The following is a 23,564-nucleotide window of genomic DNA, read 5'->3' as shown; positions in this document are numbered from 1 at the left end:
TCATACGTGATCCTCGGGCCCGCGCGCCGCGGGATTACGGGTGATGAACATGGCATCACCATAACTAAAGAAACGGTAACCCTCGGCGACAGCACTTTGATAAGCCGCCATGGTTTCCGGATAACCTGCAAACGCCGACACCAGCATCAGCAAGGTCGACTCAGGCAGGTGAAAATTGGTTACCAGCGCATCGACCACATGAAATGGCCTGCCGGGGTAGATAAAAATATCAGTATCGCCACTGAAGGGCTTGAGCTCGCCATCACGCGCGGCTGTTTCCAGCGAGCGTACGCTGGTCGTGCCCACGGCGATCAACCGGCCACCGCGTGCACGACAGGCAGCCACCGCGTCGACCACATCCTGACCAACCTCAAGCCACTCGCTGTGCATGTGGTGATCTTCGATACGCTCGACACGCACGGGCTGGAAAGTACCCGCGCCGACATGCAAGGTGACAAAGGCAGTCTCGATACCTTTGTCAGCAATGGCTGCCATCAGCGCTTCATCGAAATGCAGCCCCGCCGTTGGCGCCGCTACCGCACCAGCGCGCTGGGCATAGACGGTCTGATAACGCTCGCGGTCGGCTGCATCGTCCGGCCGATCAATATAAGGCGGCAACGGCATATGGCCGACCCGCTCAAGCAGCGGTAAGACTTCCTCGGCAAAGCGCAACTCGAACAAGGCATCGTGACGGGCAACCATTTCTGCCTCGCCGCCCCCCTCAAGCAAAATGCTCGAGCCAGGTTTTGGTGACTTGCTCGAGCGCACATGCGCCAGCACGCGATGGCTGTCCAGCACACGCTCGACCAGAATCTCAAGCTTGCCGCCCGAAGCCTTCTGGCCAAACAAGCGCGCAGGAATGACCCGCGTGTTGTTAAACACCATCAGGTCGCCTGGGCGCAAAAACTCAAGCAGGTCGCTGAATTGACGGTGGCCCAGCGCACCGCTCAGTCCATCGACCGTTAGCAGGCGACTGGCACGCCGCTCAGTCAATGGATGACGAGCAATCAGGGCTTCAGGTAAATCAAAATGAAAATCGGCAACACGCATGACAGAAGGGTCATCTAGCAGGGCGGCAAAGTTTAGCGGAAATTATTAAAAATGACCACGAAAGAGCATTGACCAACTCGAAACTCGTCCCTATACTTCGCCGCCATTGTGCCCCGGTGGCGGAATCGGTAGACGCGGCGGATTCAAAATCCGTTTTCGAAAGAAGTGGGAGTTCGAGTCTCCCCCGGGGCACCACAAACTCGAAGAAAGGCCTTGATTATCAAGGCCTTTTTTTATGCCCGGGGTAAAGTTGGCATAGTGGTTCCAGGCAACGCTTATTAATAAAAATCGGCCTGCCTTGGCTCTTTTCCACGCGCCCTGCACCATGCCTGCGCCTACTCGAAGCGCCCTTGCCCATCGCGATCACGCAAGTAGCGGTGCACCACTGGAAACGGCGGCAGCCACGACTCTCGCCTTAGCATCCATAACTCGTAGGTGGGTCGTAACTGGTCCGGCTCATCCAGCGAGCCCAGGTTCAGCTCGACCTCGTCAGCGCTACGGGAAAAGACCGATGAGCCACAGCAGGGACAGAAATACCGACCCTGGTATTCACCGACCTCACCAGTGATGGTTACGGCATCCTCGGGAAATATCGCCGAGGCGTGAAACAACGCGCCGTGATGCTTGCGGCAATCCTGACAATGACAGATACCCACCCGATAGGGCTGGCCAACCGCGACAATTCGAACTTTGTCGCACAGGCAACCCGCGCTGAACGACTCCACAAGCACCTCCTCTAAAATTATGCTGTTGTAACCAATAGCCAAGACAATTAAACAGCAGCTACCATTTTTATCCCCTTGGAGAAGGCTCCATGCTCAAAACAGCCCTCATACTCAGTTTAGGCATTGTGCTCAGCGCCTGCGCTCACGAAAGCTCGTCCCCAACACCTGCAGCTCCGCCTACAACGGCTCCCGATCAATGGGTTGGCAGGTGGATAGGCGTCGAAGGCCTCAATTTGACCCTGAGCAAGGATGCAGCGGCAGGCCCCGGGCACTATTTGCTGAAGATGCAATATGGCCTTGATGCCGAGCAAAGCGGTACCTACAAAGGCCAGGCAACAGCAGATGGCATCGCGTTTGACCGGCAGGATGGTCCGCAGCTACTGCGCGCCGGAGATGGCCAGGCAACAGGGCTGAAATGGCTGGCGGACAAGCACAACTGCTTGATTGTGAAACCAGGCGAAGGCTATTGCCGAGACTGAACATTTGCAGTCACCAACAACTGGTCCGGCTAGTTGAAGCCCTGGCTGGGCAACAACCGGACCGATATGACTTTTCTTTCAGATCAACGGATCAAGTTGGCAACCCGGCAAGCACCTGGCATTGCCGAAGCCAGTTGCAAGTTGATGGCCAAAAGCCTGTATTCCTCGCTGCGTCCCAGTTCGCATTCGAGTTATGATTAGGCGACATAAAGCGGACTTCCCAGAACTATGGCCGGTGGCCCACAAGCGCTCTATCCCAAATTGATCCACCTGATGCTGGACACTGTGTTCGTGGTCGACAAGGACAACCAGATCGTATTTGTCAGTGATGCCTGCAAAGCCCTGCTCGGCTACCACCCCAGCGAACTGACGGGCACCGCGATCACCAACTATATGCACCCTGATGATCTGGCGATCACCCAGGCTTCGATTGTCCGTGTCATGAGTGGCAAGCCCCACATCGATTTCCGTAACCGCTACATCCGCAAGGATGGAAGCGTCGTACACATCCTCTGGGCGGCCTTCTGGTCCGAGGAGGTGGGCGCAAGGATTGGTGTTGCACGAGACATCACCGCCCTGTGGCAGGCAGAATCGGAGCTGCATTTCCTTGCCCACCATGACCCGTTAACCGAACTGGCCAACCGCTCGCTTTTCAGCGAACGACTGGAATCGGCCCTGCGCGGAGCCCGCCGCCACCAGAACTCACTGGCCCTGCTGTTCATAGATATCAATGACTTCAAGGGCATCAACGATGTTCATGGCCATGTCGCTGGAGATCGTGTGCTGCGCTTGATCGCCCAGCGTCTGAAAAGCTGCGTACGCGAGACCGACACTGTCGCGCGCATGGGCGGTGATGAGTTCACAGTGCTATTGACCGATATTCAATCCCGGGACGCAGTGGCAGCCAAGATCGAGCAGATCCTCGAAATCATGGCCGAGCCGCTGGGCGCTGACTTTGGCGCAATAAAAATGCCGTCCTGCAGCATCGGCGTGGCCTGCTACCCCGCTGATGGCGAGGATGCCGACACCCTGCTAAGCCATGCGGATGGCGAAATGTACCGGGTTAAAAAGCAGCGTAGCGTCGTTCGCTAGGCCACAAGTTGCCCGCAAAGGGGTCGCAGCCTGCCTGATTCAAGCAGTTGGCCGAGTCGACTCATCCAGGCAAGCGCTTGCAAGCCAAAGCTGTAAATGGACGCGCAGGCTCTCGTGGTAATCCTTCTCGCAAAACAACAATAAACTTTTGCACGGTTATTCCAGAAAACATTATTACTGCGTATGATAGTGATTCGTATTAACACTATAAATACAGCAGAGTCCGCCATGTCCGCCAATCCTCCCTTGCATTCACACACACCCTTCGCCCAGCGCTCATCACTGACAATCCGCCCCTTGGCCCTGGCGGTGCACATGCTTGCAGCCGGGACAGCCCTGGCGGTGCCATCGGTCATGGCAGCGGAGCAAGCCGAGTCAACCGAGGCCGCGAGTGCTGTAACCCTGAAGCCAATGGAGATCACTGGCGCCGCCGAGCCGAGTGCAGTCACTGAGGATACCCACTCCTACACCACAGAAGCTGCCCGTACCGCCACGCCGTTGAGCATGTCGCTGCGCGAGACGCCGCAGTCGGTCAGCGTGGTTACCCAGCAGCGCATTGAAGACCAGGACCTGGAAACCATCCTTGATGGGGTAAACAACGCCACCGGTGTGTCGGTCAACCGCTACGAAACCAGCCGCGCACAGTTCAACGCCCGTGGCTTTGAACTCAACTCGCTGATGATCGACGGCGTACCCACCATTTATGAGCAACCATGGAGTTCCGGCGAGATTTTCAGCAGCCTGGCCATGTATGACCGCGTTGAAATCGTACGCGGCGCCAACGGTTTGATGACCGGTGCAGGCGATCCTTCGGCATCCATCAATCTGGTGCGCAAACGCGCCAGCAGTCGCGACCTGAAAGGCTCGGTCAAATTCAGCGCAGGTACATGGGATACCTTTGGCACCGAAGCCGATGTATCCACTGCCCTGAACGAGGCCGGCACCATTCGCGCACGCCTGGTTGGCGAAGTGACAGATGGCGATACCTGGATCGACGATAACTCCAAGCGCAGTGAAACGGTCTACGGCACCATGGACATCGACCTGACGCCCGATACCACCCTGTGGTTCGGCCTGAGCAACCAGGACAACAGCGAAGACTCGCCAATGTGGGGCGGCCTGCCCGTCTGGTACGCCGATGGCAGCCGCACCAACTGGAGCCGCTCGAAATCGACCTCCGCGGGCTGGAGCAAGTGGGACACCAGCTACAAGACTTACTTCGTTAATCTTGACCACACCTTTGCCAACGACTGGCAGGTCCACCTCAGCTACAACCGTGGCGAGCGCAAAGGCGACTCCGCGTTGCTTTACCTGTCTGGCAACCCAGGCCGTGACGGCAGCAGCCCGATGTCCTCGTTCCCGGCAACCTACAAAACCGAGACAACCCAGGACGACTACAGCATTCGCTTCGATGGCCCATTCTCGCTACTGGGTCGTAAACACGACCTGGCCTTTGGTTACATCGACAGCAAACAAGAGTTCGATGCCGACGCACTGGTTGCCCAGACCGGCTTTGGCGGGGTGCCAAACTTCGACGCCTACAACGGTGATTTCCCTGAGCCCGTCTGGGCACCACGCAGCGACTATGGCTAAAACGAAAACCCCCAAAAAGGTTTGTACGCAGCAACGCGCCTTAACCTGACCGACGATCTGAAGCTTATCCTGGGCGGTCGCGACAGCTGGTACGAGCAGACCAGCGATGACATCTACTCGGAGGTCAGCAAGGTCGATGTGGATCATGAGCTGACGCCTTACGCGGGTATCGTCTATGACCTCAATGAAAACCTGTCTGCCTATGCCAGCTACACGGAAATCTTCCTGCCGCAGTCGGTACGTGACCGCAACGGCCAGCAGCTGGACCCCATTGTCGGCGAGAGCAGCGAATTAGGCCTCAAGGGTGAGTTCTTCAATGGTCGTCTGAACGCCTCTGCGGCGGTATTCCAGATCAAGCAGGACAACCTGGGCCAGAGCACCGGCCAATTGATTGATCCAACCAACCCCATTGGCGGTTACGCTTATGAAGCAAGTGAGGGCGCGACCAGCAAAGGCTTTGAAATTGAGGTCTCTGGCGAACTGGCACCGGACTGGAATGCCTCGGTCGGCTATACCCAGTTCACCGCTGAAGATGCCGATGACAACGACGTCAACACCCTGTATCCGACCAAACTGTTGCGTACCTTCACCACTTATCGCCTGCCCGGCATGTTCAACAAGTTGACCATCGGCGGCGGTGTTAACTGGCAGGACAGCATCTACACCTACGCCACCAACCCGGCGGGCAACTCCGAGAAAATCGAACAGGATGCCTATGCACTGGTCAACCTGATGGCACGCTACGACATCACCGAGAACCTGTCGGCCCAATTGAATGCCGACAACATTACCGATGAAAAGTACTTCGATATTTTCGATGCCTACGGCGCCCTGACTTACGGTGCGCCACGTAGCTTCACCGCTTCGGCCAAGTACCGCTTCTGAGTGCGTCAAGCTGTACTGCACAACACCGGCCCTGCGCCGGTGTTGTGCATTCTGGGGGTGTGCCTGGGCTCGGTGTCACGACGAAGCTTCAGCCCTGGCGATAATCTTTTGTGGTTTTCCCCGTCCAGCGCTTAAAGGCACGACGAAAGTTCGTGGGTTCGGAAAACCCCAGCAGCAATGCAATATCGTCGGTGCTCATAATCGTCGTTTTAAGGTATTCGATGGCCAAGGAGCAGCGCACGTCATCGGTAATCTGCACAAAGGAAATGCCCTCTTCCTGCAATTTGCGCCGCAGACTGCGAGTCGTCATGTACAGCTTTTGCGCGACAGTTTCCATACTCGGAAACTCACCCGGCGTTTGCATCATCATCTGGTACACCTCGCCCGAAATACCCGAAGACACCTTTGCCTGACCAATCAGGCGGTCGCAAGTTTCTTGCAATACCGTGGCCGTCAAACGATGTGCCAGATGGGGCTTTTGCTCAAGTATCGAGCTGTCGTAATACAGCTCGCACTGATCGTGATCGAAAATGCATGGGCAGCCCAGGTACTGCTCGTAGATCGCGGCATGGGCCGGAGCCGGGTAAGAAAAACAGGCTTTGGTTGGCGGACAGCTTTTCCCGAAAACATCCTGAAGGTGGGTGACGTGCTGGGTGAACTGCTGCTCGATAAGAAACTGCTTGATCTCCCTGGACGGGCTTGGGTTCGAAGCATCAGGGAAGGTCCACACCGCCTCGTTTTCATACTCATGCCATTCAATGGTCAGCGTAGGCGTTGCCAACGAATGGTATTTAACCCCAAGCCTGAAATAGTCCCGCAGCGACAAACAAGACATCAGCGCATAGCCATACATCCCATAGGCCGACAGGTGCAAGCGCGAACCGGTGATAAAGGGCGTGGCAGGGTCTTTCGACAAGCTCAGCGCGTTGCCGCAGACCGTCGCGTACTGGCGCACCGAAGTCAGCGCCGTCGCATCATAGATTTTGTCCTCGTCCACACCGCTGCCTCTCAGGCTGTCAGCCGGTGCAATGCCCTGCTCTGCAAGAACCTCAACTAATGCCGCAATTTTATAGGGAGCGTAGATACGCTCATTGAACAAAGGCATTTTGGGGGGCATTGGCTGGTTCCTTTCCCTGTCCTTTATAGATTCTTTTGTGTCCGTTAATGATCTTACCGACACATGGGAATTTCAATAAGCTTGTTTTATAGACCGCGCCTGCAAACGCCACCGCGTGTTATCGCGCCGGTAAAAGTCCAATAACAAGCCAGGTCCCCAATGAGCCAGTTGAATCGCAAAGTCATCATTTCCTGTGCAATTACAGGCGCCACGCACACGCCGTCGATGTCTGAATACCTTCCTCTCACACCGAGAGAAATCGAGGAACAGTCCATCGAAGCTGCCGAAGCTGGCGCAGCGATCCTGCACTTGCATGCACGCGACCCGGATGACGGCCGACCGACTCCTGACCCAGAAGTCTTCAGCCAATTCGTCCCGGCGATCGCCCAAGCAACAGATGCCGTTATCAACATCACCACCGGCGGCAGTACTCGCATGACGCTGGCGCAACGGCTCGCCTATCCGTTGATTGCCAAGCCCGAACTGTGCTCGCTGAATATGGGTTCGATGAATTTTTCTATCCACCCCATTGCCCGGAAAATTTCATCCTGGAGCCATGGCTGGGAGAAAGAACATATCGAGGGCATGGAAGATGTGGTGTTTAAAAACACCTTCAAAGACATCAAAGACATCATGCTCCAGCTCGGGGAATACGGTACCCGTTTCGAGTTTGAGTGCTACGACGTCGGCCACCTGTACAACCTGGCTTATTTCGTCGAACAAGGGCTCGTGAAACCGCCACTGTTTATCCAATCCTGTTTCGGTATTCTCGGCGGCCTCGGTGCCGACCCGGAAAACATGGCAGTCATGAGGTCCACTGCGGACCGCTTATTCGGCCGCCACAACTATGAGTTTTCGATTCTCGGTGCCGGCCGGCATCAACTGTCACTGACAACCATGGGCGTGATCATGGGCGGCAATGTGCGCGTAGGCCTGGAAGACAGCATCTATCTCGCCAAAGGGGTCAAGGCCAAAACCAATGCCGAGCAAGTACGAAAGATCCGCCACATCCTCGAAGAGTTGTCGTTCGAAATAGCTACACCCGAGGAAGCCCGGCAAATGCTTGGGCTCAAAGGCAAACACAAGGTCGAGATTTAACCTTTACCCGAACCTTGCAACAAAAATAAAAATGAGGCTTCTTCATGACAATCATGCTCAGCAGCGCAGAGATCCATGGGCTCGCCACCCGGCGGGCAATGGTCCGGCTTATACCCTTGATGTGCGCAATCTACTTCATGTCCTACCTGGACCGTACGAACGTCGCACTCGCCAAGTTTGCGCTGAGTGCAGACCTTGGCATCAGTGCAGCTGCATATGGCCTGGGCGCTGGAATTTTCTTCCTCGGCTATGCGTTGCTGGAGGTTCCTAGCAACCTTCTGGCGCACCGCATAGGTCCACGCCGCTGGATTGCCAGGATTGCCGTAACCTGGGGCGCGCTGTCCTCGGCCATGATGTTTGTCCAGGGCGAATGGTCCTTCTATTTGCTTCGGGTCCTGCTGGGTATCGCCGAAGCGGGCCTGTTCCCCGCACTGATGTATATGGTGACCCTGTGGTTTGCACCCAAGGATCGTGCGATAGCCGTCGGCTGGATTTACATAGCGCCTGCCTTGGCGCTGGTGATCGGCAATCCAATCGGGGGCGCACTGATGAAGATGGACGGCATTGGCGGCTTGCATGGCTGGCAGTGGATGTTCCTTCTGGAAGGTCTGCCCAGCATTATTGTGGGGGTAATCCTTTGGTTCAAATTGCCCGAGCGCCCACGCAACGCACGCTGGTTGAGCAAGGTGGAAGCCGAGTCACTAGAAGCCCATGCATTGCTCCCCGGGCATGCAAATCCCCATGACTACTCTGGTCACTGGGTTCAAGCACTGAAGCGCCCGACGACAATACTGATCGGATTGATTTACTTCCTTAACCAAGTGGCTTTCGTCGGGCTGGTGTTCTTCACGCCGTCGATCATCCAGCAAATGCAGATCAGTTCGCCATTAACCGTGGGCTTGCTATCAAGCAGTGTCGGCATCGGGTTTCTCGCTGGCGTTTTGATCCTGCCCAGGATTCACCGGAAAATAGCCCGCGACTGCTATTGCCTGGGATTGTTCACCTGCGGCCTGATTGCCAGCGCTGTTGCATTTACCCTGATCGACAATGCATCGGCGCGTATTGCCCTGTTTACCGCAACGGCCTTTTTCGCCGGTGGCGTTCTACCCATTTACTGGGCAATTGCCATGAAACGCCTGCAAGGCATTGAGGCCGCTGCAGGCTTGGCGTTTATCAACACCATCGGCCTGTTGGGCGGCTTCGCGGGGCCTTATCTGTTCGGTCTGGTAGAAAAGGCTTCGGGCTTGAGCTCGTCTGGTTTCTACGTGATCCTTGCAGCCGCCGTTCTGGGCTTGCTGCTGGTGCCCGCTCTGGCAAAAGCAATCAATGCTGAGACAAATGCCACAGCCATGCCGATTACCGAGTAAGAGGAAAACAGATGAGGATTGTTGACTTGCTAACGCCCGCTGCCAACTTGAAAGTTGTGATTACCGGTGGCGCAGCGGGAATCGGCGCGGTTATCGCCAAGGCGTTTTATGAGGTTGATGCGCAGGTCTACATTTGCGATATCGACGCCAGCGCTGTTGAACGCATGAAGCTTGAGCACCCGGGCATGCTAGGGGGCGTGGTGGATGTCAGTATCAAACAGCATGTCGACCGCATAATGGATGAAGCCATGGCCCTGCTTGGCGGCATAGACGTTCTCGTCAATAACGCAGGCATTGCCGGACCAACGGGCAACATCGACGAGCTGGATGCACACGCATGGGAGCAGACAGTTTCGACCAATCTTAATAGCCAGTACTACTTTCTGAGCAAAGCTGTGCCTTATCTCAGGCAATCAGGCCAGCACCCACACATTATTGCAATGTCATCGGTTGCCGGTCGGTTGGGCTATCCCTTCAGAACACCCTATGCATCAACCAAGTGGGCAATTGTCGGGCTCATGAAATCACTGGCCAATGAACTGGGCCCACACAATATAAGGGTGAACGCGATCCTGCCTGGGGTTGTTGCAGGTGAGCGCATGGATCGAGTAATTGGCGCGCGGGCAGAAACCCTGGGCATCAGCTTCGACTCAATGCGCGATCAGTACCTGGAGAAAATATCCCTACGCCGGATGGTCACCATGGAAGACGTTGCCGCCATGGCGCTGTTTTTGTCATCCCCAGCCGCAGTCAATATCACTGGCCAGGCGATAAGTATCGATGGGAACGTTGAATATCTATGATTGAGCTGCTCAGCACCGCCGCCCAGCAACAGGGCCACAAGCAGCCCTGCTGAACCTGAGGCGATGTGGCCATGTTGAAACCGACCACATCGCGACAGCATATGCCCGGTCAGTTGTTTTGCGGCGTCTCGCCACGAGCCAGCCGAGCGTTGATCTCATCGATTACCGCAGGCAACTCGGCAATGGTGTCGATCAAATAGTGCGGCCGCGAACCTTCGAACATCTGGCCGATACGTGCGCGCTCCTGCTCGAGCTTGTCTTGCGGCAGTGCCTTGAACTGCTCATAGGTCAGGCCCAGGGCATTGCCCGAGCAGGTCAGTGCGACTGTCCACATACCGGCACTGCGGCCTTCGAGAATGCCCGGCCAGGTGTCGTCGACCTTTACACAGGCAGCGACATCACTGATGCCCAGGGCGATGACATTGGCCAGCGACTGCGCCGGATGCGGACGGCCATTAGGCACCTCGTCGGTTGCGACCACATGATCCGGCACATAGCCGTTGGTACGCGCCAACTCGACCACCCGGGCCATGACCACCGCCGGATAACCTGAACAGGTCCCGATCTTCAAACCTTTGTCGCGCAATGCGGCGATGGCATCGAGCGCACCGGGGATCAGCGCCGAGTGGTCGGCAATCTTTTCGATTTGCAGCGGCATAAAACGCTCGTAAATGGCGGTGACATCAGCATCCGTCGGTGTGCGACCAAATGCTGCGCGGTAGCGCTCGGCAATCTGCGGATCGTTACACAGGGTGCGTATGTGATCCCACTTGCCCATGCCCATCGGACCGCGCGCCTCCTCCAGGGAAACCGCGACACCAAATTCAGCGAAGGCTTCAACGAAGATTTGCGTGGGTGCAAAGGAGCCAAAATCGACGACGGTGCCGGCCCAATCAAGAATCGCAGCCTGCAGGTGGGTGGGTTGCTGGTAGTTCATGGTTTTCTCCATTTGCAAAAACTCCGCAGACGCAGGAGCTGAATGAGGTTTGAAATCGATATTCATGTGTGCCTTTCGGCAATCCAGTTGAAATCCAAGTGCGCCCGGCTGAATCTGTATTGCTCGTCCTGATCCTGAAACGCTGGAGCAATACAACCTAGATCCAATACAGCACCAGCTGTGCGACCAGCAGCCAGCGCGGACAGGATCAGGCAGCCTGTGAACCGATAAAGTTCTTGCCGCGCGCGCCCTGCATGGCGGAGAAAACCATCTGCCGCGCCTCACCTTCGGTCACTCCGTAATCGGCAAACTCGGTTTTGACGTCCAGGCGATGGAGGAACGCACGCAATTGCGCCTGGGCTTGACCCAGGTCGGGTCCGAAGACTCGCTGCAGCGTCTGGTCCCGCCCCGCCTCCTTGCCCCAGGCCAGGCCCAGGACGTACGGCAAGGTGAAGGAACAGGCTATGCCGTGAGACAGGCCGTGACGCAGGGTCAGCTCATAGGAAATGGAATGCGCAAGGGCCGTCTTGGTGTTGGAAAAGGCCAATCCTGCTTTCAGGGCAGCCAAGGCCATGCGCGAGCGCAGTTCGCGGCTCGCCAGGTTTTGCTGCAGCAGGGGAAGACAATCGAAAATGTCCTCGATGGCAGAAACAGCAAGGGTGTCGGAAATCGGATTGGCGTTGACATTCCAGATCGACTCCAAGGCATGAGACAGCGCATCCAGCCCGGTCGAGACAGTTACAGCAGCGGGGAGCGTGAGCATCAAGTCTGGGTCGATGATAGCTGCAGTTGGCCAGGTGCACTGCAAATGCAGCGAATACTTCTTCTGCTGCTGCGAGTCCCAAATGGTTGCCCAAGGCGTTACTTCACTGCCGGTACCAGCGGTGGTCGGTACGGCTATCAGCCTCTTGTGGCGCGGCGGCGTAAAGGTTTTGCCAGTGGCCAACAGCGCCAGCAGCTCATCGAACTGGCCGGAGTCGGTGCCGACAATCAGCGCCTTCGCTGTGTCTATGGCGCTGCCGCCACCAACGGCCAGCACAACTTCACAGCCGGACGCCTGCTGCCAGAACCGCTCGTAGGTGGCGCGCAACTGGGCAACATCAGGATTAGGCTGGACGTTCTCGACCAGGTGAATCAAGCGATCGCCAAGCAATGCCTGGAGTGTGTCGATCAAACCCAGGTCACGCGCTTCGGGAAAAGTCACCAGGGCAACGGACTGGCCTTCGGTCAGGGCAACAACCTGGCTCAGGCTGCCAGCGCCGAAATAGGTGGCAACCGGGTTATGAAATTGGGCAGACATGACGCGTCCTTTTATTGTTTGAACCTGCGGCTTTAATAGTTTCCGAGTGATTCAGGCTCGAATCGATTGGTCCGGGGCGGTGATCGGTCAAACCCATAGCGCCCCTGGTCACAATGAAGTCGCTCATCGCACTGTTACTCCATCTATATGTTTTTTTGCGGCCAGGCCGAAGTGCATAAACAGGTCACTCAATGCCTGCCGTCGCCCTGAATGGCCTTGCGCAGACGACCTGAAAGCATGTCCGCGGCAATGACCATCAAGGTAATGACGATGATGCAGGTTGCCGTTTCCGGGTACTTGAACAGCTTGAGGCTGCTCACCAGCTCGAAACCCAAGCCGCCGGCACCGACCATTCCCAGCACCGTCGCGGAACGCAGGTTGACCTCGAACCGATACAGAATCACCGCGATCCAGGCAGTAATCACCTGCGGCAAGACCCCGAACACAATCACCTGCAGGGGCCTGGCCCCCGTTGCGCGAAGGGCTTCGAGCGGGCCTTGGTCAATTTCCTCGATACTGTCGGCAAAGAACTTTCCGAGCATGCCAACGCCGTGCACAGCCAAGGCCAGCACACCGGGAAACGGACCCAGGCCTACCGCCGAGACAAATACCAGTGCAAGAATCAGTTCATTGATGCTGCGAATCACGTTGAGCGCCTGCCGGGTCCCCTGATACAACCAGCGATTACTGTGCAGGTTGCGCGCAGCGAGGAATGCCAGCGGCACCGCGAAGAGGATGCCGAGCAGGGTTCCCCAGATGGCAATCTGCACCGTCTCAAGCGCCGGGGCGAGCAACTTTGGCAAGATGTCCAGATCAGGTGGCACCGAACGGCTGATGAAATCACCAATCTGCGGCAACCCCGCCGCCAACTCGCCCCAACTGAGCTCCGCGCCACCCGCACTCCAGTGCAGCAAGGCAATGATCACCAACAGCAGGGTGCCGCTGACGGCCCAGCCACGCAGGCTTTCAGGCGTACTCACCAGCCAGCGATATTCGTGCGTACCCATGTCAGCCTCCCAGTCCATTGGCATAGTGCAACTGCGGCGCATAGGCCGCGGCGGATTCATCTTCAGTGGATTCTGCGTCTGGATAGATACGCTGCAAGGTCGCCTCATCAAGGCCACTGGCATCGCCGTCGTAGACCAGCCGGCCATGGGCCAAACCGACAATACGGTCAGCGTATTCACGGGCGAACTCCACTTGATGCAGGTTGCACACCACGGTAATCCCCAGCTCGCGGCTGGCATCGTGCAGGTATTGCATGACCAGGCGTGCGGTCTTCGGGTCGAGACTGGCCACCGGCTCATCGGCCAGGATCACCTTGGGTTGCTGAGCCAGCGCCCGGGCGATGCCGACGCGCTGCATCTGCCCGCCGGACAGTGAGTCCGTTCGCGCATCGGCCTTGTGCGCCAGCCCGACACGAAGCAAGCACTGGCGAGCCAGTTCGACGTCAGCCTGGCTGAACAGCTGCAACACCGAGGCCAGGGTCGACACCGAAGCAAGCCGCCCGGTCAGCACGTTCTTCAATACCGACAGGCGCGGCACCACATTGTGGTGCTGGAAGATCATCGCCACCTGGCGACGCAGCGCACGCTCATCACGGGCATCCAATGCATCGATGCCGGCCACCTGCAGCTCACCGCCGTCGGCCCTGGCCAGACGGTTCATGCAACGCAGGAAGGTCGATTTACCCGCACCGGACTGACCAAGCACAACCACAAATTCACCAGCTCCGATTTGCAGATCGATGCCGCGCAGCACCTGGTTTCCACCGTAGTGCTTGCTCAGTTGGCTAACCCTGATCACTTCATCTTACTCAGGTCGAGATCGAGCACCTTGGCAGTATCGCGGACCACATCGTAGGCAGCATCGGTGGTCGGTTGAAAACCATTGAGCACACCTTGGTCGCCCCAAGGCACGTCCTTGACCTGGGCCAGCGCCTTGACCAGCTTCTGCTTAAGGGCCGGGTCCAGATCCTTGCGCCAGACCATCGGCGACTCCGGAATATCCGGCGAACTCCAGACAATCTGGATATCGTCTTGCTTGATCTGCCCCTGGCTGATCGCCGACGCGAGAATACGGTCAGCCACCGCTGCTGCGTCGACCTTACGGTTGACCACGGCCAAGATGCTGGCGTCATGGGAACCGGAGAACATCACCCGCGAAAACAGCTCTTCAGGCTGGTAGCCCGCCCGCTCAATACCGGCTTTGGGGAACAGGTGGCCGGAGGTTGAGCTCGGATCAACGAAGGCAAAGGTATGATCCTTGAGGTCTGCCAAGGTCTTAATACCACTGTCACGACGGGTGATGATCAAGCTGTGATAAGCGCTGGTGCCAGTCTTTTTGGTCACGGCCACAGCAAAAGCCTCGCTGTCGGCCATTTTATTGGCAAACACATAGGAAAACGGGCCCAGGTAGGCAACATCCAGCTTTTTCGAGCGCAAGGCCTCGATCACACCGTTGTAATCGGTCGCCACGAAGGGCTTCACCGGCATGCCCAGGCCTGCCTCGAGCTGGTCGAGCACTTGTTGGCTGCTTTCGACCATTGATTGCGAGTCCTCGGAAGGAATCAAGCCGATGCGCAGGGCAGACTCGGCCAATGCATGTGGACTGGCAAGCAGCGGCAATAAAACACTGCAGGCACAAAACAGTTTGCGAAAAGTGGTCATGGCATTTCCAGCAGTTGTTGTGGGAATGCCAGTTACCCTAACCCTTTAATGTGACGGTCATACGATCGATTCAATATGCATTTACGTCGAAAAGTATTGAAAGGATCTATGGATGTCGAACAGCAAACTGCGCGCCTTTCTGGCTGTCGCGCGACACGGCAGTTTCAGCGCAGGTGCCCGCTCCCTTGGCCTGAGCCAACCTACCATCACCACCCAGGTTCAAGCGCTGGAGCGCCAGCATAATCTCGAGCTCTTCCATCGCCGTGGCCGGCGCGCCGAGCTGTCCAGTGTCGGCCGCCAGCTACTGCCAATCGCCCAGCAACTAACTAGCCTGGAGGCCGAGGCAGACGGATTACTCCGAGACTCAGGCGCCCTCTCCCGCGGGCAACTGCGCCTGGGCGCCGTGGGGCCATTCCATGTCATAGAGATGGTCGATGCCTACCGGCGCGATTACCCGCAGATCGATCTGTCGATCCGTATCGGCAACTCCGCCTCAGTGCTGGCTGACCTTGAGAACTACGTGATAGAAATAGGCGTACTGGCTGGGTTTCATGACTCCCCGGCATTTCATAGCATGCTCTATGCACGCCACCCAATCATACTGTTCGCCCATCACACACATGCCTTGGCCCAACGCGACAGGGTTCGACTTGAAGAACTGCAAGGGCAACCCATGCTTTACCGCGAACAGGGCTCCACCACCCGCCTGGCGTTCGAAAAGGTGTTGGCTGAACGGCACGTCACACCCCGCATGGTCATGGAGATTGGCAGCCGCGAAGCCTTGCGCGAGGCAGTTGTGAGAGGAATCGGCCTGGGCATGGTTTCAGCGGCGGAATACATTGGCGACCCGCAACTCAAGGTGATCCGCATCGAAGGCGAGCCAATACACACCGAGACATATCTATACTGCCTGGCCGAACGCAAGGGCAGCCAGATGATAGAAAGCTTCCTTGCTTGCGCAGACCAGGCCCGACAGCAACGCTGAACGGTTTTGCTCAGCACAATGCCCAGCGGAAAACCAGAAGCCTGCCCTCGCCACTTAATACAGCCAAGTCGAGATCAGGGTCTATCCTTACTGACACCTCATTCTGGAACAGCCCATTATGGAACCTCTGAAAAACTACTGCGCTCGATATTACTGCGTTAAAAAACTGCTCAAAATGCTCATTTACAGCACGTAAACTCCGCTTTTCGCAGTTTTTTGCCTTGTCCTATCTTCGCTCGCTACCTTTTTCTGAGGCTCCTTAGGTGAACTAACCGAACCCGTGAAATATTCAACACTAACTACAGCGTTGCTCTGCCTCGTGCTAACGACCGTTGCCAGGGCCGGGCAATACCAGGTTGTTACCGAAGAGTGGGCGCCTTACAACTATAGTGAAAACAACCAGATCACCGGTATGGTTACCGAGGTCGTCAGGGCAATCATGGCGCGAACCGGGGATGACTTCGAGATAGTGCTGCTGCCCAGCATGCGAACCACGCACAGATTGAAAACCCGCCCCAAGACAATCATGTACTCCTTGTTCCGCACGGCTGAACGCGAACCTTTGTACAAATGGGTTGGACCGGTAGTGGAAGAGTCCATCCACCCTTACCAGTTGGCGAGTGCGCCGCCGATAAACTCCCTGGAGCAACTGCTGCACGCCCCGCGGATCACCACACGCTATGCCGGCCTGGTACCCAGAATGCTCCAGTCACTGGGTTTCAAAAACCTCGACACCAGCGCAACCCAGAATCTTCAGCTCTACCGCATGCTGCTGGCCGGGCGCACCGACATCATCATCGGCGATACAGATTCGGGGGTGGCTTATTACAGCCGTCAGTTGAATATTGCCCCAGGCACACTGCGCCAAATACCTATCGAGCTTTATCGTTCATCCTTGTATATAGCCTTTAGCCGCGACAGTGCTGACGAACGAGTAGCCGCCTGGGCCCGTGCACTGGAGCAACTGCGCGACTCAGGCGAGCTGGCGCGCATCCAGCAACGGTATGAACATTGATGAACTCCAGCCTGTCGCGCACAACCGGGCCCTGAACTGGTGCAAAGTCTGTAAGCTCAGGTTGTGTATGGACTTGACGCAAAAGCTGGATTCGAATGCCTCGACAGTGAATCTGCCGGGCCTTGGGGCGGGATGTTTCAGCGCAACTGCTTTCGACAGCCCGTATGGCCTGCCGAAAGCAGAGGTTGGGAGTGCTCCAGCCGTGAGGCTTAGAAGTTGTAAAGCATACCCAGGCTCAAGCTCTTGATGCTGGTGTCATAGAAGTCGATGTTGCTGTCTTCCTCACCGTAGTTGGCAACCACACGGGCGCGCCAGTTCTTCATGCCAAACGGCTCTTTGTAGGTCGCGGCGAAGGAAATACCCATGCGATCCAAGTCGGCCTTTTTGTCGTAGATCGGGTTGCGGTCATCGCTTTCCAAATGGCCCGCAGTCAAGTTGGTCACCAACTCCCAGCGGTCAAAACCTGTGTAAGCGTAGTTAAGTTCCATTTGATAACCATCCATGGCCATGGCATCGCCATCGAGGTCACGATTGATGTAGCTAAGTGTCGGGATAACAATATGGTCTCTGCCAATACCCCAGACATAACGTACATCGAGTTTACTTTCGTCACCTTCACGATCAAGCAGCTTGCGCTGCGCTGAGCTAAGGCCCAGGGCCTCACCACTGTCTTCATCGTCTATATCGATCTTGCGATGGGTATAGGTGACGTCGAAACCGGATTCAAAAATGTGTTCCCAAGACATACGCGCACCGGAACTAGTGCGGTCGGTTTCCTTGCGCTTGCCATTAACCAGGTATGGATCTTCCCAGACCTCAACAGGCGTGGAAGCAAGCAGGCTGGCGCTGATATTACCGAGATGGCCGATACCTTGGCGTACACCCAAAGCGAGAGTGCCGTCCTGGGTCAGGAAGTCCTCAAGCTCGGTACCACCAAAAAACTCGGTACGACTGCCTTGCAGTTTATAGGACAGGCCAAAAGCAGGAACGATTTTGCTAAAGCTCTTGCTGTCTGGGGAACTATTCAATGAGTCGATATGGCTGTCGCTGACATCTGTGCCGGCCAAGGTTGCAACTGTGTTGCTCTCCATGCGGTTGGCGCTAGCTCCCAGATATGCATAGCCACTGAAGCCATCTTTCTTCGGGATTCGGTCAAACGCCTGGGCTGAGCAAGCCACTGCCAAACCAAGGGTCGTCAAGATAAGTCTACGCATTTGTTACTCCTGTAAAACGCAGCTGGGCACGAGAAAAAATTCTTATTGGCTGAGGTTTCAAAACACAGACCAAACAGCATTTGTACTTGACCGTATTATCCTTGGCTCAACTTTAGACGATTTATACAGCAACCGATGTATTTCAACTGCAAGAATATGGTATCGCGCGACGGAATCAAACAGTGGCCTGTGCAACTTCCCAACCGCCTGTGCCTTGCGCCACTGGGTAGTTGAAACTCAGTCCGCGCTTGATGGTGATGGCAATCAAACGATGAAGTAGATCGGGTTGAAGTTAAAACACTTGAAGACGTCGCAGATAGGATCTGAATTCAAGCATTTCGAGACGTGGCTCGCACTTTCGACCAATAGACCTGAGCCAGTGGGTTTGCAGGCTCGGACATCATGCGGCCAGCACCCCCTTGCAAGAGCCCTGCCCACACAGCCTGCCGGGGCCTGAAGAGCCCACCGCCAAAGGCTCGCTGGACATGCTAGCCAATGCAGCCCTACGCATTCAGCACAAGCGCTCTTGGAGCCTCATGATTTTGATGGCCTGAGCAGGGCTGTGTACAGACCAGTACACAGCCCTGCTACATAAGCTGGGTTCAACCCATAAGTTCAGGGCTTATTGCAGCCCCAAGTGCAAGTCACTGAAGACATAATCCGTGTCTTTGGCATTGGCCACATGGCAACCCGCACATTTTTCATACGGCAGTACCTTGGCGGTCTGCGGATATGACTTGTCGTCCTTGGCAGGGCCATAAGAGAAGTATGCCCAGTTACCTGGCGCATTAGGGAAGCGGGCTGCATCCTTGACCATATAGGTGACGCCAAAGAAATCATTTTGGAAGATTCCCTTGCCGTGATTCGTCACGCAAACACCAGTGGTCTTGTCACACTTGCCAATGCTCTGCGGCCAGTGCTTGCCATTGTTCTTGCTGCAACTGCCGTTGTTTTTGTCGCAATCCTCGGACAGACGCGACTCACTGAACTCCTTGACGAACTGGGTACCGTCAGGCCACTTATTGGTCGCCTTGTATATGGCCAGTGCGGTTGGCTCGACATAGGTATTGCCGAACTGGACACCTTCTCTGACGCTGCCATCGAGAATGGTTCTGCTGCCTGGCGGCGTGGCGAATGTTCCGATATGCGTCCAGCTCCGATACCCCTCGGGGATGTGCGCTGTCTGAGCATCGACGAATTTGGCTTTAACCCCCTCGTCGAGAGACTCGGCTGCCTGGGCAATGCTGCCAATCGCAGTGAGCGAAAAAGCGAGCAGAAGCCATTTTGGGGTGTTACTGAGGATTTTGGCGCTACTGAACATAGTAATCTCCCTATCTATTTATGTTGCTCCAACCATCACGGTGCGACGAGCCTCAGTGGCTTGAGTATCCCCTGGAAAACAGGGTATTGGTCACCACGACCTGTCGCCCGAGCAATTAAATCGGGCTTGCCCAACCCACGACCCAAACTTTAGTGTTGCCAAAATCATTTAACGAAATTGTAAGAGCCCTCCTACAAGCTCAGACATTAAAGTAACCAGCTCGAATGCCTCCTGCAGAGGTTCAAACTGGTCAGCCTCAGAGGCAAAGCTTTATAACAATTGCGCGCATTGATTCTTCCAGCAAAACAAGCGTTAAGGACAACCAAGCCGCTTGCTGAAATTGAGTTACCAGCTACATTTAACCGAGTATTTCGGGTTCTAAATACCTGCATGTAAAATCTCGGTTCTTACTGCCGAAACCATGCGCTTTGGTGTAAGGGACTGTGTAAGTACGGCGTCGTTTTCAAGGAAATGTTCATGGATAGCAGAGAACAAGTTGTACATTTGGAACGCTTTGTCGGCCAGCGAGTTCTTGGGCAACAACAGACCATCAAATATGTGATCCTCGGATTATTAGCCAACGGTCATATCCTGCTGGAAAGCCTTCCAGGCCTTGCCAAGACCCGGACAGTCAAGGCACTGGCCGAGCATCTTGATGCCCAGATGAGCCGCATCCAGTTCACACCGGACCTATTGCCCTCGGACATTACTGGCGGCGAAATCCTCCAGCAGGTCGATGGCCAGAACCAGATCAAATTCCAGCCAGGGCCTTTGTTTGGCAACGTCATACTTGCCGACGAAATCAACCGTGCCCCGGCAAAAGTCCAGGCGGCCTTGCTCGAGGCGATGGAAGAGCGGCAGATAACCGTCGCCGGGCAGACCCACCCGATGTCGCAACTGTTCATCGTATTGGCGACACAAAACCCGATCGAGCAAGAAGGCACCTATCCCCTTCCAGAAGCGCAGATGGATCGCTTCCTGATGAAACTGGTGATGGATTACCCGCATACGGACGACGAAGCCCAGGTGCTGCGCATGCTCAGGGCCGAGGACCAGGCCGAGCATCAAGCCAAGTCCGCCGAGCAGGAGGTTCGCCTGGCCCAGGAAGTGATTTTCGCCGCGCGCCAGGAAGTGAACAAGGTGCATGTCTCAGAGGCGATAGACCGCTACCTAATAGACCTGATCAACGCGACGCGCTATCCCGCCGACTACGACGCCGACCTCGCCCGCTGGATCCATATTGGCGCCAGCCCACGCGGCGGCATCAGTCTGGACAGGGTTGCCAGAGCCCACGCCTGGCTGGCAGGCAATGACTTCGTTTCACCGGATGATGTTCGCGCCGTTATACACCCCGTGCTGCGACACCGGTTATTGCTCACCTACGACGCAGTGGCCGACGGTGTAAATGCAGATCAGGTGCTGGACCGTTTGCTCGACAAGGTGGCAATACCCGCCTGACTAGGAGCAGTACCATGCAGTCTTCCAAGACCGCTGCAGACGGATTCGTTTACGCATCATTGCCGCAACTCATGGCATTCGAGTATCGCGCTCGCGGCCTGAGCTTTATGGCTCGCCAGTCGCTATCCAGTGTCCTGTCCGGCAATCATGCTTCTCGCCTGCGCGGCCGGGGCTTGAGCTTCGACGAGTTGCGCCACTATATGCCTGGCGATAATTTACGTCATCTCGACTGGCGCGCCTCGATGCGCTACGGCAAACCCTTTGTGCGCAGCTATACCGAGGAGCGCGACCGCCCGACCTTGGTTCTTGTCGACCAGCGCATGAGCATGTTTTTTGGCTCGCAACGTAACTTTAAGTCAGTTACAGCGGCAGAGCTGGGCGCGCTTTGCGCCTGGATCGCGCTGCAAGCGGGCGACCGTGTAGGTGGCCTGGTATTCGGCGATGACCGCATCGAGCACATCCGCCCTTTGCGCAGCCGTTCGCGGGTCGAAGCCCTGTGCACAAGCATCGTTCGGCAAAACCATAGCTTGTCCGCCACCCAGCCTGATAGTGAATACGCGGACCAGTTGGACCAAGCCCTGCGCAACTGCCTGAGCCTGGCTGGTCACGACCACCTGATCTGCATTATCAGCGACTTTGCGGCGACCAGTGAACGCACGCTGCAACTGCTTAGAGAGCTAAAGACCCACAACGATGTAATCGCCATGCAGGTTTATGACCCCATTGCCCTGAATCTGCCGAGCACGGGGCGACTGATGGTCACCCAGGGCGAACTGCAAGTCGAACTGGAGGTTAACCACCGTCGGGTCAACAAACCACTGGGCGAGTTTCTCACGGGACGCCTGCGTCAAGTAGCGGAAATGCTGAGGCTCAGCCAGGTGCCTTTGATGATGTTCAGCACCGGTGAAGACAGCCTTGAACAGCTCAGGCAAGAGTTGGGCAGGCTTGCCCAGGTCCCGCGATGACAGCGCCTAGCACACCAAACATCAGCCAGTTGCAGGAATTGCCGCTGCCAACACCCGCGTTTAGCTATTTTCCGCAAACCTGGGGCTGGCTCGTATTGTTGCTGGTTAGCCTGCTTATCTTCACCACCTGGGCATTTCTGCGCTGGCGTCGATGGCTTCGTAACCACTATCGCCGCGAGGCTTTATTGCGCTTGTCGCAACTGCAAGATGCCTCCACGGATAAAGACCTGCGCCTGGGCGCCTTGCGTGAACTTCCTGAACTGCTCAAGCGCGTGGCGCTGTCGATGCCAAACGCCCCCGAGGTGGCCAACTTGAGCGGCGCCCAGTGGCAAGGCTTCTTGCAAAGTACAAGCCCTGCCCCTCTGCCCGCTGACCTTAGCCAACAACTGGCCCTGCTGGCCTATGCGCCACAGGCACAACTGCAGGCATTGGAGCCCGAGCAGATCGACAGCCTGTTTAGCACCTGCAAGCAATGGATCGAGGCTCACCATGTGGCAGCTTGATTACCCTTGGCTGATGCTTCTTTTGCCGTTGCCCTGGCTGACGTACCGTTATTTGAGCGAGTACCGCGAGTCTCGCAGTGCCGTTCGCGTTCCATTTTTCAGAGCCGTGAGCCAGGCCGCTGGACAGGTCCCCGGCCAGTCCAAATCCAACGGTGCCCGCTGGCAGCTGCTGATCAACCTGCTTGTCTGGACGCTGGTATTGCTCGCCTGCGCTCGCCCGGTCTATGTTGAAAAGCCTATTGAGCATACGCAGCCAACCCGCGACCTGATGCTGGCTATCGACATTTCCCAGTCGATGGAGACGCGTGACTACAGCAACGCCAACGGCGAGCAAACCGACCGCCTCAGCGCGGTCAAGGATGTCGTTCGGGATTTCATTGAAGAACGCAAGGACGACCGCATTGGCCTGATCGTGTTTGGCACTGGCGCCTATCCACAGGCACCGCTGACCCTGGATCATGCCAGCCTGCATATTTTGCTCGATGAAGTAGGCATCGGCATGGCCGGGCCCAACACCGCATTAGGCGATGCCATCGGCCTGACCATAAAACTGCTGGATAAAGCCAAGGAACAAGAAAAGGTCCTGATCCTGCTCACCGATGGCAATGACACCGGCAGCGCAATAACACCCGACCATGCAGCTGACCTGGCGGCCAGCAAAGGCATCGTGGTGCACACCATCGGCATTGGCGATCCCCAGGCCACTGGCGAGTCGAAGGTCGACCTGCAAATGCTGGAAAACATCGCCAACATTACCAACGGCAAATTCTTCCGTGCCGACGACCTTAGTGCGCTGAAGCAGGTCTATGACACGCTTGACCGGATCACTCCGCACAAGGTCAAAACCTTCAGCCATCAACCCAAGCGCGACCTGTTCTGGTGGCCGCTGGGTGCTGCCCTGCTCTTGCTTGCATTGAGTCATTGTATCTCCGCCATCGCCGTGCGCATGTCCTCGATGGCCGCCCCCCAGTCACAACAGGAGCGCTGA

23 protein-coding genes and 1 tRNA gene are annotated in these 23,564 nt (G+C 56.4%); 14 read left to right on the top strand and 10 right to left on the bottom strand.

The genetic code is table 11. The annotated features are described in order from the left end of the window. Positions 1 to 1,050 (bottom strand): tRNA preQ1(34) S-adenosylmethionine ribosyltransferase-isomerase QueA, encoded by a 1,050-nt coding sequence (queA, locus tag PSES9_RS0104590; protein ID WP_010484565.1) that lies wholly within the window; start codon positions 1,048 to 1,050, stop codon positions 1 to 3. Positions 1,051 to 1,160: 110 nt separating this feature from the next. Between queA and PSES9_RS0104585 the strand changes: the two genes are divergently transcribed. Next, positions 1,161 to 1,245, top strand: a tRNA-Leu gene (locus PSES9_RS0104585). A gap of 140 nt (positions 1,246 to 1,385) precedes the next feature. Here the strand turns inward: PSES9_RS0104585 and PSES9_RS0104580 are convergent. After that, positions 1,386 to 1,775 carry a GFA family protein gene (locus PSES9_RS0104580; protein WP_010484564.1) on the bottom strand — a complete coding sequence of 130 codons (390 nt, stop codon included), beginning with the start codon at positions 1,773 to 1,775 and terminating at the stop codon, positions 1,386 to 1,388. 89 nt (positions 1,776 to 1,864) lie between these two features. Here PSES9_RS0104580 and PSES9_RS0104575 point away from each other — a divergent pair, with 89 nt between their 5' ends. The 4 genes from PSES9_RS0104575 (at position 1,865) to PSES9_RS25200 (ending at position 5,824) form a co-directional block, all read left to right on the top strand. Next, positions 1,865 to 2,254 (top strand): hypothetical protein, encoded by a 390-nt coding sequence (locus tag PSES9_RS0104575; protein WP_010484563.1) that lies wholly within the window; start codon positions 1,865 to 1,867, stop codon positions 2,252 to 2,254. Positions 2,255 to 2,482: 228 nt separating this feature from the next. After that, on the top strand, positions 2,483 to 3,346 hold the full coding sequence (locus PSES9_RS0104565; protein ID WP_010484561.1) for a sensor domain-containing diguanylate cyclase: 864 nt from the start codon (positions 2,483 to 2,485) through the stop codon (positions 3,344 to 3,346). 228 nt (positions 3,347 to 3,574) lie between these two features. Continuing rightward, entirely contained in the window at positions 3,575 to 4,939 is a 1,365-nt protein-coding gene (locus tag PSES9_RS25205; RefSeq protein WP_238530363.1) for a TonB-dependent siderophore receptor, read from the top strand. Between the two features lie 21 nt (positions 4,940 to 4,960). Further along, the gene (locus PSES9_RS25200; RefSeq protein WP_238530362.1) at positions 4,961 to 5,824 is read left to right on the top strand and encodes a TonB-dependent siderophore receptor; all 864 of its coding nucleotides are present in this window, start codon (positions 4,961 to 4,963) and stop codon (positions 5,822 to 5,824) included. A gap of 88 nt (positions 5,825 to 5,912) precedes the next feature. On the opposite strand, the gene PSES9_RS0104555 is transcribed toward PSES9_RS25200, so the two are convergent. Next, the gene (locus PSES9_RS0104555) at positions 5,913 to 6,929 is read right to left on the bottom strand and encodes an AraC family transcriptional regulator (RefSeq protein ID WP_238530369.1); all 1,017 of its coding nucleotides are present in this window, start codon (positions 6,927 to 6,929) and stop codon (positions 5,913 to 5,915) included. 171 nt (positions 6,930 to 7,100) lie between these two features. Here PSES9_RS0104555 and PSES9_RS0104550 point away from each other — a divergent pair, with 171 nt between their 5' ends. The 3 genes from PSES9_RS0104550 to PSES9_RS0104540 are packed head-to-tail and all read left to right on the top strand — an operon-like array spanning position 7,101 to position 10,209. Further along, positions 7,101 to 8,039, top strand: a complete 939-nt coding sequence (locus tag PSES9_RS0104550; RefSeq protein WP_010484558.1) for a 3-keto-5-aminohexanoate cleavage protein — start codon at positions 7,101 to 7,103, stop codon at positions 8,037 to 8,039. 44 nt (positions 8,040 to 8,083) lie between these two features. Beyond that, the gene (locus tag PSES9_RS0104545; protein ID WP_010484556.1) at positions 8,084 to 9,406 is read left to right on the top strand and encodes an MFS transporter; all 1,323 of its coding nucleotides are present in this window, start codon (positions 8,084 to 8,086) and stop codon (positions 9,404 to 9,406) included. Positions 9,407 to 9,417: 11 nt separating this feature from the next. After that, positions 9,418 to 10,209, top strand: a complete 792-nt coding sequence (locus tag PSES9_RS0104540; protein WP_010484553.1) for an SDR family oxidoreductase — start codon at positions 9,418 to 9,420, stop codon at positions 10,207 to 10,209. Positions 10,210 to 10,318: 109 nt separating this feature from the next. Here the strand turns inward: PSES9_RS0104540 and phnX are convergent, their stop codons facing one another. The 5 genes from phnX to phnD form a co-directional block, all read right to left on the bottom strand. Next, positions 10,319 to 11,146: a phosphonoacetaldehyde hydrolase gene (gene phnX, locus PSES9_RS0104535; RefSeq protein WP_010484551.1), complete on the bottom strand. Its 828-nt coding sequence runs from the start codon at positions 11,144 to 11,146 to the stop codon at positions 10,319 to 10,321. A 208-nt stretch (positions 11,147 to 11,354) separates the two neighbouring features. Then, positions 11,355 to 12,446: an iron-containing alcohol dehydrogenase PsrA gene (gene psrA / locus PSES9_RS0104525; protein ID WP_010484549.1), complete on the bottom strand. Its 1,092-nt coding sequence runs from the start codon at positions 12,444 to 12,446 to the stop codon at positions 11,355 to 11,357. A 188-nt stretch (positions 12,447 to 12,634) separates the two neighbouring features. Continuing rightward, on the bottom strand, positions 12,635 to 13,453 hold the full coding sequence (gene phnE, locus PSES9_RS0104520) for a phosphonate ABC transporter, permease protein PhnE (RefSeq protein ID WP_029529370.1): 819 nt from the start codon (positions 13,451 to 13,453) through the stop codon (positions 12,635 to 12,637). A gap of 1 nt (position 13,454) precedes the next feature. After that, positions 13,455 to 14,252, bottom strand: a complete 798-nt coding sequence (phnC, locus tag PSES9_RS0104515; RefSeq protein WP_010484544.1) for a phosphonate ABC transporter ATP-binding protein — start codon at positions 14,250 to 14,252, stop codon at positions 13,455 to 13,457. After that, positions 14,249 to 15,115, bottom strand: coding sequence for a phosphonate ABC transporter substrate-binding protein (phnD, locus tag PSES9_RS0104510; RefSeq protein ID WP_010484542.1), 867 nt, complete (start codon positions 15,113 to 15,115; stop codon positions 14,249 to 14,251). The genes phnC and phnD overlap by 4 nt, the downstream gene beginning before the upstream one ends. Before the next feature lie 112 nt (positions 15,116 to 15,227). Here phnD and PSES9_RS0104505 point away from each other — a divergent pair, with 112 nt between their 5' ends. After that, positions 15,228 to 16,100 (top strand): LysR substrate-binding domain-containing protein, encoded by an 873-nt coding sequence (locus PSES9_RS0104505; protein WP_010484541.1) that lies wholly within the window; start codon positions 15,228 to 15,230, stop codon positions 16,098 to 16,100. A gap of 280 nt (positions 16,101 to 16,380) precedes the next feature. Further along, positions 16,381 to 17,115 (top strand): substrate-binding periplasmic protein, encoded by a 735-nt coding sequence (locus PSES9_RS0104500; RefSeq protein WP_029529369.1) that lies wholly within the window; start codon positions 16,381 to 16,383, stop codon positions 17,113 to 17,115. A 209-nt stretch (positions 17,116 to 17,324) separates the two neighbouring features. Here PSES9_RS0104500 and PSES9_RS0104495 read toward each other — a convergent pair whose 3' ends face one another. Together PSES9_RS0104495 and PSES9_RS0104490 are read right to left on the bottom strand one after the other, a co-directional pair. After that, a complete protein-coding gene (locus PSES9_RS0104495; RefSeq protein WP_010484538.1) occupies positions 17,325 to 18,329 on the bottom strand; it encodes a DUF2860 family protein in 1,005 nt (334 codons plus the stop codon). A gap of 622 nt (positions 18,330 to 18,951) precedes the next feature. Further along, a complete protein-coding gene (locus PSES9_RS0104490) occupies positions 18,952 to 19,650 on the bottom strand; it encodes a cytochrome P460 family protein (RefSeq protein WP_010484537.1) in 699 nt (232 codons plus the stop codon). 477 nt (positions 19,651 to 20,127) lie between these two features. On the opposite strand from PSES9_RS0104490, the gene PSES9_RS0104485 reads away from it, so the two are divergent. Genes PSES9_RS0104485 through PSES9_RS0104470 form a run of 4 tightly spaced genes read left to right on the top strand, consistent with a single transcriptional unit; the run spans position 20,128 to position 23,564 of the window. After that, on the top strand, positions 20,128 to 21,108 hold the full coding sequence (locus PSES9_RS0104485; protein WP_010484536.1) for an AAA family ATPase: 981 nt from the start codon (positions 20,128 to 20,130) through the stop codon (positions 21,106 to 21,108). A gap of 14 nt (positions 21,109 to 21,122) precedes the next feature. Continuing rightward, positions 21,123 to 22,073, top strand: coding sequence for a DUF58 domain-containing protein (locus tag PSES9_RS0104480; RefSeq protein ID WP_010484535.1), 951 nt, complete (start codon positions 21,123 to 21,125; stop codon positions 22,071 to 22,073). Beyond that, a complete protein-coding gene (locus PSES9_RS0104475) occupies positions 22,070 to 22,576 on the top strand; it encodes a DUF4381 domain-containing protein (protein WP_010484534.1) in 507 nt (168 codons plus the stop codon). The genes PSES9_RS0104480 and PSES9_RS0104475 overlap by 4 nt, the downstream gene beginning before the upstream one ends. Further along, on the top strand, positions 22,563 to 23,564 hold the full coding sequence (locus PSES9_RS0104470; protein WP_010484533.1) for a vWA domain-containing protein: 1,002 nt from the start codon (positions 22,563 to 22,565) through the stop codon (positions 23,562 to 23,564). The genes PSES9_RS0104475 and PSES9_RS0104470 overlap by 14 nt, the downstream gene beginning before the upstream one ends.

Origin of the sequence: Pseudomonas sp. S9, from assembly GCF_000222125.1 — a bacterium.
GTDB lineage: Bacteria > Pseudomonadota > Gammaproteobacteria > Pseudomonadales > Pseudomonadaceae > Aquipseudomonas > Aquipseudomonas segetis.
This window is presented reverse-complemented; position numbering and strand designations above follow the sequence as displayed.